This is a genomic window from Neoroseomonas marina (genome assembly GCF_012927745.1).
Classification (GTDB): Bacteria; Pseudomonadota; Alphaproteobacteria; order Acetobacterales; family Acetobacteraceae; genus Neoroseomonas; species Neoroseomonas marina.
Map to the genome: position 1 here is coordinate 239,314 of NZ_JABBKX010000008.1, position 7,691 is coordinate 247,004.

General features: G+C 71.4%; 8 protein-coding genes. 7 read left to right on the forward strand and 1 reads right to left on the reverse strand.

Annotation, left to right across the window (positions count from 1 at the left end; all coding sequences use genetic code 11):
• Positions 1 to 45 precede the first annotated feature (45 nt).
• The 4 genes from GWK16_RS20400 to GWK16_RS20415 are packed head-to-tail and all read left to right on the forward strand — an operon-like array spanning position 46 to position 3,100.
• Positions 46 to 735 carry a GntR family transcriptional regulator gene (locus tag GWK16_RS20400; protein WP_170055800.1) on the forward strand — a complete coding sequence of 230 codons (690 nt, stop codon included), beginning with the start codon at positions 46 to 48 and terminating at the stop codon, positions 733 to 735.
• Between the two features lie 51 nt (positions 736 to 786).
• Complete coding sequence (locus GWK16_RS20405; protein WP_170055801.1) at positions 787 to 2,265, forward strand: NAD-dependent succinate-semialdehyde dehydrogenase; 1,479 nt, start codon at positions 787 to 789, stop codon at positions 2,263 to 2,265.
• On the forward strand, positions 2,262 to 2,717 hold the full coding sequence (locus tag GWK16_RS20410) for a MaoC/PaaZ C-terminal domain-containing protein (protein WP_170055802.1): 456 nt from the start codon (positions 2,262 to 2,264) through the stop codon (positions 2,715 to 2,717). The genes GWK16_RS20405 and GWK16_RS20410 overlap by 4 nt, the downstream gene beginning before the upstream one ends.
• Entirely contained in the window at positions 2,714 to 3,100 is a 387-nt protein-coding gene (locus tag GWK16_RS20415) for a VOC family protein (RefSeq protein ID WP_170055803.1), read from the forward strand. Before GWK16_RS20410 ends, GWK16_RS20415 begins: the two co-directional genes overlap by 4 nt.
• 39 nt (positions 3,101 to 3,139) lie before the next feature.
• Here the strand turns inward: GWK16_RS20415 and GWK16_RS20420 are convergent, their stop codons facing one another.
• On the reverse strand, positions 3,140 to 3,898 hold the full coding sequence (locus GWK16_RS20420; RefSeq protein ID WP_170055804.1) for an SEL1-like repeat protein: 759 nt from the start codon (positions 3,896 to 3,898) through the stop codon (positions 3,140 to 3,142).
• A 170-nt stretch (positions 3,899 to 4,068) separates the two neighbouring features.
• On the opposite strand from GWK16_RS20420, the gene GWK16_RS20425 reads away from it, so the two are divergent.
• From GWK16_RS20425 to GWK16_RS20435, 3 genes are all read left to right on the forward strand, one after another.
• The gene (locus tag GWK16_RS20425; protein ID WP_170055805.1) at positions 4,069 to 4,878 is read left to right on the forward strand and encodes a class I SAM-dependent methyltransferase; all 810 of its coding nucleotides are present in this window, start codon (positions 4,069 to 4,071) and stop codon (positions 4,876 to 4,878) included.
• A 99-nt stretch (positions 4,879 to 4,977) separates the two neighbouring features.
• A complete protein-coding gene (gene gorA / locus GWK16_RS20430; protein WP_170055806.1) occupies positions 4,978 to 6,354 on the forward strand; it encodes a glutathione-disulfide reductase in 1,377 nt (458 codons plus the stop codon).
• 1 nt (position 6,355) lies between these two features.
• A complete protein-coding gene (locus GWK16_RS20435) occupies positions 6,356 to 7,579 on the forward strand; it encodes an MFS transporter (protein WP_170055807.1) in 1,224 nt (407 codons plus the stop codon).
• The last annotated feature ends 112 nt before the right edge of the window (positions 7,580 to 7,691 follow it).

A 7,691-nucleotide genomic window follows, 5' to 3' on the forward strand; every position in this document is an offset into this window, starting at 1 on the left:
CTCCCGAATGGCGTCGATCATGCGCGCGTTGATCGACATGGCAAGATGAAATATATTTTCACGATGGACGCCGCCCCCGCCACCGCCGTCGAGGCCGCCACGCATCGCCTGCGGGAGGAGATCGTCGCCGGCGCCCTGCCGCCCGAGGCGCGGCTGCGCCTGCGCGACCTCGCCGCCCGCACCGGCTACGGCGCGACGCCGCTGCGCGAGGCGCTCTCCCGCCTCGCCGCCGAGGGCTTCGTCGTCTTCGAAGGGCAGAAGGGCTTCTCCGTCCCTCCGGTCACGCGCGCCCACCTGCTCGACATCACGCGATCCCGCCAGTTCGTGGAACCCGAGGCGCTGCGCCTCGCCATGGAAGCCGGCGGCGCGGCCTGGGAGGACGAGATCGTCGCGAGCCTCTCGCTGCTGAAGCGGGAGGTGGAACGCCGCACCCAGGAGGAATCCTGGCTCGACGTCTACGAGGCCAAGCACCACCGCTTCCACCGCGCGCTGATCGCCGCCTGTCCGCTCGTCTCGCTGCGCGCCTTCTGCGACGAGCTCTACATGCAGACGACGCGGTATCGTCGCCTGATGAAGTCCGTCACGCCCGACTGGCAGCGCATGGCAGCCGCCCACCAGGCGCTGGCCGACCTGGTCCTGGCGCGCGATGCCGCGGCGCAGCAGGCCCTGCGCGACCATATCGGCACCACGGCGAGCCGCGTGCTCGCGATGTTCGGCGATGCCGATCCACCCTGACAGCGGGTCCCGGCGGGCCTATGTTCCGCCGCGTATAGAGGAGGGACCGCCATGCTCGATGCCATCGCCAAGGTGCCGCTGAAGGATGCGGACCTGTTCCGCCAGGCCAACTACATCGACGGCAAGTGGGTGCAGGCCGACAGCGGCAAGACCATCGCCGTGCGCAACCCCGCCACCGGCGAGGTGATCGGCAACGTTCCTGCCATGAGCCAGGCCGAGACGCGCCGCGCCATCGAGGCCGCCAACGCCGCCTGGCCCGCCTGGCGCGCCATGCTCGCCAAGGACCGCGCGGTCATCCTGCACAAGCTCGCGAAGCTGATGCACGAGAATGCCGACGACCTCGCCGCCATCATGACGGCCGAGCAGGGCAAGCCGCTCGCCGAGGCCAAGGGCGAAGTCGTCTACTCCGCCTCCTTCATCGAATGGTTCGCCGACGAAGGCCGCCGCGTCTATGGCGAGACCATCCCGCAGAACGCCAAGGGCCGTCGCATCATCGTGACGAAGGAGCCGATCGGCGTCTTCGCCGCGATCACGCCGTGGAACTTCCCCTCGGCCATGATCACCCGCAAGGCCGGCCCGGGTTGGGCCGCGGGCTGCACGGGCGTGATCCGCCCGGCCTCGCAGACGCCGTTCAGCGCGCTGGCCATCGCCGTGCTGGCCGAACGCGCCGGCATGCCGGCGGGCGTGTGCAACGTCATCACCGGGCCGTCGGGCGAGACCGGCAAGGAACTCACCGGCAACCCGATCGTGCGCAAGCTGTCCTTCACCGGCTCGACCGAGGTCGGCCGCGTGCTGCTCGCGCAATGCGCGGCGACCATCAAGAAGACCTCGATGGAACTCGGCGGCAATGCGCCCTTCATCGTCTTCGACGATGCGGATCTCGATCAGGCGGTGCAGGGCGCGATGGCGTCCAAGTACCGCAACACGGGGCAGACCTGCGTCTGCGCCAACCGCATCCTGGTGCAGGACGGCGTCTACGACGCCTTCGCCAAGAAGCTGAAGGAAGCGGTCGAAGGGCTGAAGGTCGGTCCGGGCATGGAACCCGGCGTGACCCAGGGTCCACTCATCAACGCCGACGCCGTCGCGAAGGTCGAGGAACACATCGCCGACGCGCTGGCGAAGGGTGCCTCCATCGTCACCGGCGGCAAGCGCCACGCGCGCGGCGGCAACTTCTTCGAGCCGACCGTGCTCGCCAACGTGCCGCGCGGCGCCAAGATCTTCGGCGAGGAGACCTTCGGCCCGGTCGCGCCGCTCTTCCGCTTCAAGACGGAAGAGGAAGCGATCAGGCTGGCCAACGACACCGAGTTCGGCCTCGCCGCCTACTTCTACGCGCGCGACGTCGGGCGCATCTTCCGCGTCGCCGAAGGCCTCGAATACGGCATCATCGGCATCAACGAGGGGATCATCTCCACGGCCGAAGTGCCCTTCGGCGGCTTCAAGCAGTCCGGCCTCGGCCGCGAAGGCAGCCACATGGGCATCGAGGAGTATCTCGAGGTGAAGTACCTGGCCCTGGGCGGCATCGGCACGTGAGCGAAGTCCTCTTCCTCGAGGACCTGACCCCGGGCCGGCGCTTCACCGCCGGCCCGGTGACGGTCACCGAGGCGGAGATCATCGCCTTCGCCAGCCGCTACGACCCGCAGCCATTCCACACGGATCCCGGTGCGGCTGCGGCACATCCCCTGTTCCGGGGACTTGCCGCGAGCGGCTGGCACACGGCAGCCCTGTCGATGCCGCTCGTGATCGCGGCGATCGGCCACATCGCCGATGGCGTGATCGGCGGCGGCGGCGAATTGCTCTGGCCGCGGCCGGTCCGCGCGGGCGACAGCCTCTCGGTCGAGATCGAGGTGGTGGAGGCGACGCCCTCCCGCTCGCGACCCGATCGGGGCTCCGCCGTCCTGCGCATCCGCACCCTGAACCAGCATGGCGAGGACGTGCAGCGCTTCACGCCGCGCCTGGTCGTGCCACGGAGGCCGGCCCCATGAAGCTGGGCTACGTCATCCTCTACGTGCCGGATGTCGGGGAGGCGGTCGCCTTCTACACCGCCGCCTTCGGCCTCGGGACACGCTTCGTGCATGAGAGCGGCACCTACGCCGAGATGGAGACCGGGACGACCGTCCTCGCCTTCGTCGCCGAATCCATGATCGAGCAGCAGGGTACCGCCTTCCGCCGCACCCGGCCTGGCGAACCCCCGCCCGGCATGGAGATCGCCTTCGTCATCGAGGACGTCGGCGCGGCTTTCGACCGCGCGGTCGCCGCCGGAGCGGCCCCCGCGGCGCGGCCGACCCGGAAGCCCTGGGGACAGGACGTCGGGTATGTTCGCGATCCGAATGGCGCCCTGGTCGAACTCTGCTCTCCGATGGGCTGAGGCCGGGCGACGCGACCAACGCGGGGAAGGCCGCGCCTGTCATGGCCGGGGCAGGCCGTCCCGACCGCCGGTCGCCGCGATCTCTCCGGCGATCGCCCTGAGTTCCGGTTCGGGACGCTCGGCAAGACGCAGCGCCATGCTGCGACGAAAGGCCGCATGCGCGCCCTGCGCGGCGGTGCGGAACCACCGTGCTGCGGCGTCCACCTCGCCATGCGCCGCCAGCAGCGCGCCGAGATTGAACTGCCCGCGGAAATCCCCGCGCCCGGCCGACGCAGCGTAGAGCCGCGCCGCGGCGGCCGGATCGCGCGGGACCTCCCATCCTTCCTCGAGGTATCGCGCCACCATGTTCATCGACTTGGCATGGCCCTGCGCCGCCGCTCGCTGATACCAGCGCAGGGCTTCCGCGCGGTCCTCGGGAACGCCACGCCCCCCGAAATGCATGTTGCCGAGGTTGTACTGACCCCAATCGAGCCCGGCCTCCGCGGCGCGCCGGAACCACAGGGCCGCCGCCGCCTGGTCCTCGGCGACGCCCCAGCCATTCTCGAGGCACCGGCCGAACATGTTCATGCCCTCCACCTCGCCGGCCTCGGCCGCGGCGCGGAACCAGGCTGCGGCGGCCGGCCGGTCGGGCGCGGCGCCCGCGACGCCGTCGAGCAGCATCTGGCCCCAGAAGACCATGGCCCGGGCGATGCCGTACTTCGCGGCCGCTTCGACCCAAGGGGCGGCCTCCTGCGGCGGGGCGGCGAAGGCGGCGGCGAGCGCCTCGGGGCTCGCGGCGCGGATCTCGTCGAAGGTCACGCGCCGGCGAACCGGCTTCGGGGGGCGGGGGCGGCGGAACATGGCGTGATGATAATGCGATTGCGACGTATTCGCAAAATCGTGCCATCTTGGAAGCCGGTCGGTCTTTCCCCAGATCCGTTGCGTCGGCGCGCCCGACTGGGCGCTCCCGCGGTGCATGGAGGAGACGCATGTCGACACCTGACGCCGTTTTCGCCGGTTCGGTGCCGGCCAATTACGACCGCCACATGGGTCCGCTCTTCTTCGAACCCTTTGCCCGGGACGTCGCCCGGCGCCTCTCCGGCCTGCGCGAAGGCGCGGTGCTGGAGACGGCGGCGGGCACCGGGATCGTCACCGCGGCCCTGGTGGACACACTGCCGCCGGCCGTCGCGATCACGGCGACGGACCTCAATCAGCCGATGCTCGACCATGCCATGGGCAAGCCGGGGCTCGAACGCGTCGCCTTCCGCCAAGCCGATGCCCAGGCGCTGCCCTTCGACGATGCGACCTTCGACGCCGTCGTCTGCCAGTTCGGCGCGATGTTCTTCCCCGACCGCGTCGCCGCCTATCGCGAGGCCCGCCGCGTGCTGCGGCCGGCGGGGCGCTTCCTGTTCAGCACCTGGGACCGCGTCGACCACGCGCCCGTCGCCCATGCGGCGCTCCGGGCGCTGTCGCGACTCTTCACGCCCGCCGGGAGCTGGTTCCTGGAGCGGACGCCCCATGGCCACTTCGACGCCGGGGCGATCGAGCGCGACCTGCGCGCGGCGGGCTGGGAGACGATCGAGGTCGAGAGGGTGACGCAGATCGGCCGCGCTGCCTCGGCCCGCAGCGCCGCCGTCGCGCTTTGCCAGGGAACGCCGATGCGCGCCGAGATCGAGGCCTTCGGTCCCGACGCCCTGGCCGTCGCGACCGATGCCGTCGCGGCCGAGATCGCCGCGCGTTTCGGCGACGGTCCCTTCGAAGCCCCAAGCCGCGCGCTGGTCATGGAAGTGGCGCGCTGAGCGTATGCCTGCCCGGGCGGCGGCTTCGCATTGCCGCCCGCGCCGCGACCCACTAACTCAAGCGATGGATGGGCGGGGCCGGACCCGCGGGGGATACCGATGCCATACGACTTCGACCTCTTCGTCATCGGCGGCGGTTCGGCCGGTGTGCGCTGCGGGCGCATCGCGGCGGGCCACGGCGCCCGCGTCGCAGTCGCCGAGGAGCGCTTCTGGGGCGGCACCTGCGTCAATGTTGGCTGCGTGCCGAAGAAGATCATGGTCAACGCGGCCGAATACGGTGGCTGGGCGCAGGAGGCTGCGGCCTTCGGCTGGGACATGACGGTCGCCGGCCATGACTGGGCGAAGCTCGCCGCCGCCCGCGATGCCGAGGTCACGCGCCTCTCCGGCATCTACGGCAAGCTGCTGGCCGGCGCCGGCGTCACCTCCTTCGACGCGCGCGCGACCTTCGTCGATCCGCACACGATCGACGTCGGCGGCAAGCGCGTCACGGCCGAGCGCATCGTCATCGCGGTCGGCGGCACGCCGACGCGCCTGCCGATCCCAGGTGCCGAGCTCGGCCTGATCTCGGACGACCTCTTCACGCTGCAGGCGCTGCCGAAGCGCGCCATCGTCATCGGCGGCGGCTACATCGCCGTGGAGTTCGCCTGCATCCTGCGCGGCCTCGGCGCGGAGGTGGACCTGATCTACCGCGCCCCCTTGCCGCTGCGCGGCTTCGACGAGGACGTCCGCGCCGCCGCGGCCGAGGCGCTTGCCGCGCAAGGCATCCGCCTCAACCCCGACGTGGCGCCGACGCGCATCGCGAAGGTGGGCGACCACCTGATGGTCTCGAAGTCCGACAACTTCATGCGCGAGGCCGACGCGGTGTTCTTCTGCACCGGCCGCGAGCCCAACACGGCAGGCCTCGGGCTCGACAAGGCCGGGCTCGATGTCCGCCCGGGCACCGGCATCCCGGTCGATGACGAGCACCGCACCGCGGTGCCCCACATCTATGCGATCGGGGACGTGATCGACCGCGTGAACCTGACGCCGATGGCGACGGCGGTCGGCCATGCGCTCGCCGATACGCTGTTCGGCAAGAACCCGCGCAAGGCGTCCTACGAGAACGTGCCGACCGCCGTCTTCATGTCGCCGCCCATCGCGACGGTCGGGCTGACCGAAGCCGAGGCCGCCGCCCGCGGCCCCGTCGACGTCTACGTCACCCGCTTCACCCCCATGCGCCACACCATCAGCAAGCGCGAGGGCCGTCGGACGCTGATGAAGCTGGTGGTCTGCCAGAGCACGCAGAAGATCCTCGGCGCCCATATGCTGGGCGAGGATTCCGCAGAGATCATGCAGGGCATCGGCATCGCCGTGGGCATGGGGGCGACCAAGCAGGATTTCGACCGCACCATCGGCATCCACCCGACCGCGGCCGAGGAATTCGTCACGCTCCGCACGCGCACCCGCGTCGCTGGCGTCCAGGCGGCGGCGCAATAGGGTGTCGCCCCAGGCGCGCCTGACGGTCCTCTTCGCCTCGGCGGGTCATTTCCTGCACCACGTGCTGACGGGCGTCTTCCTCACCCTCGCGGTCATCCTCGAGCGGGTGTGGGAGAAGCCCTATGCCGAGATCATCCCGCTCTGGACCGTGGGCGCGATGATGGTCGGCCTCGGGGCGCCGGCGGCGGGCTGGCTCGCGGACCGCTTCGGCCATGCGCGGATGATGGCGGTCTTCTACCTGGGCATCGGTGCCTCGGCCGTCGCGGCGGGGATGGTCAGCGGCCCGTCGGGCATGGCCGTCGCGCTGGGCGCGGTCGGGCTGTTCGGCGCGATCTACCATCCGGTCGGCATGGCCTGGGTCTCGATGGCCGCGCCCATCGCGATCCGGGGACGGATCATGGGATGGCTCGGCATCGCCGGGTCGATCGGGGTTGCCCTGGCCGCCGTGATCGCGGGCGGGCTGGCGGAAGTCGCGGGCTGGCGCGCGGCGCTGATCGTGCCGGGCCTCGTGACGATCGCGGGCGGGGTGTTGCTGGTGCTCGCGATCGCCGGCGGGCGCGTGGCCGCCGCGCCGGCGCATACCGTGACGGCGGCGCCCGGCACGGCGACGGCGCCCGACAACCGGGCGCCGATGGGCGTGCTGGTGGTACTGGCGGTGACCTTCTCGCTGGGCTCGGTCGTCTACGCCGCCTTCTCGACGGCCCTGCCGAAATGGCTCAGCGACAGTCTCGGCCTCGATGCCGGGGAGGCCGCCCAGCTGGGCTTCGTGGTCGGGGCGACGCTGCTGGCGGGCAGCGTGGGGCAGCTGGTCGGCGGAAGGCTGGCGGACCGGCTGCCCTTCAAGTGGCTCTATGTCGCGACCTTCGCGCTGAAGTTGCTGCCGCTGGCGGTCGCGGGCGCGCTCGGCGGGCCGGCCGCGGTCGTGGCGGCCGCGGTGATCGGCTTCACCTTCGACATGTCGGCGCCGGTCGAGAACCTGCTGCTCGCCCGCTATTCCTCGGGCCGCCGCCGTGGCCTGGCCTTCGGCATGAAGTTCGCGATGGGCTTCGCCGCCGCGCCTTTGGGGGTGAACCTGGTCGCCTGGGCCTATGCGGATGGTGCCGGTGGGGCAGGGGTGCTGTTCGCGATCCTGGCCGGGCTGACGGTGGTCATGCTGTCCGCGGCGCTGTTGCTCCCGCGCGAGGCCGCATCCTCCGCCCGCGCGGTACCCGCCCCGGCCGAATAGCACACACCCCAAGTCCCGGTTTCCAAAGGCCTTTCGGCCTTTGGTGGGGGGGGGCGGGGGGGGGAGGGCCCCCCCGGCAGGTGCCCCGCCAGGGGGGGGGGGGCAAACACCC

Excerpts from the sequence above, each read along its gene's own strand:
- GWK16_RS20400 (WP_170055800.1), top strand. The coding sequence starts at position 46 with ATGAAATATATTTTCACGATGGACGCCGCCCCCGCCACCGCCGTCGAG.
- GWK16_RS20405 (WP_170055801.1), top strand. The coding sequence starts at position 787 with ATGCTCGATGCCATCGCCAAGGTGCCGCTGAAGGATGCGGACCTGTTC.
- GWK16_RS20415 (WP_170055803.1), top strand. The coding sequence starts at position 2,714 with ATGAAGCTGGGCTACGTCATCCTCTACGTGCCGGATGTCGGGGAGGCG.
- GWK16_RS20425 (WP_170055805.1), top strand. The coding sequence starts at position 4,069 with ATGTCGACACCTGACGCCGTTTTCGCCGGTTCGGTGCCGGCCAATTAC.
- gorA (WP_170055806.1), top strand. The coding sequence starts at position 4,978 with ATGCCATACGACTTCGACCTCTTCGTCATCGGCGGCGGTTCGGCCGGT.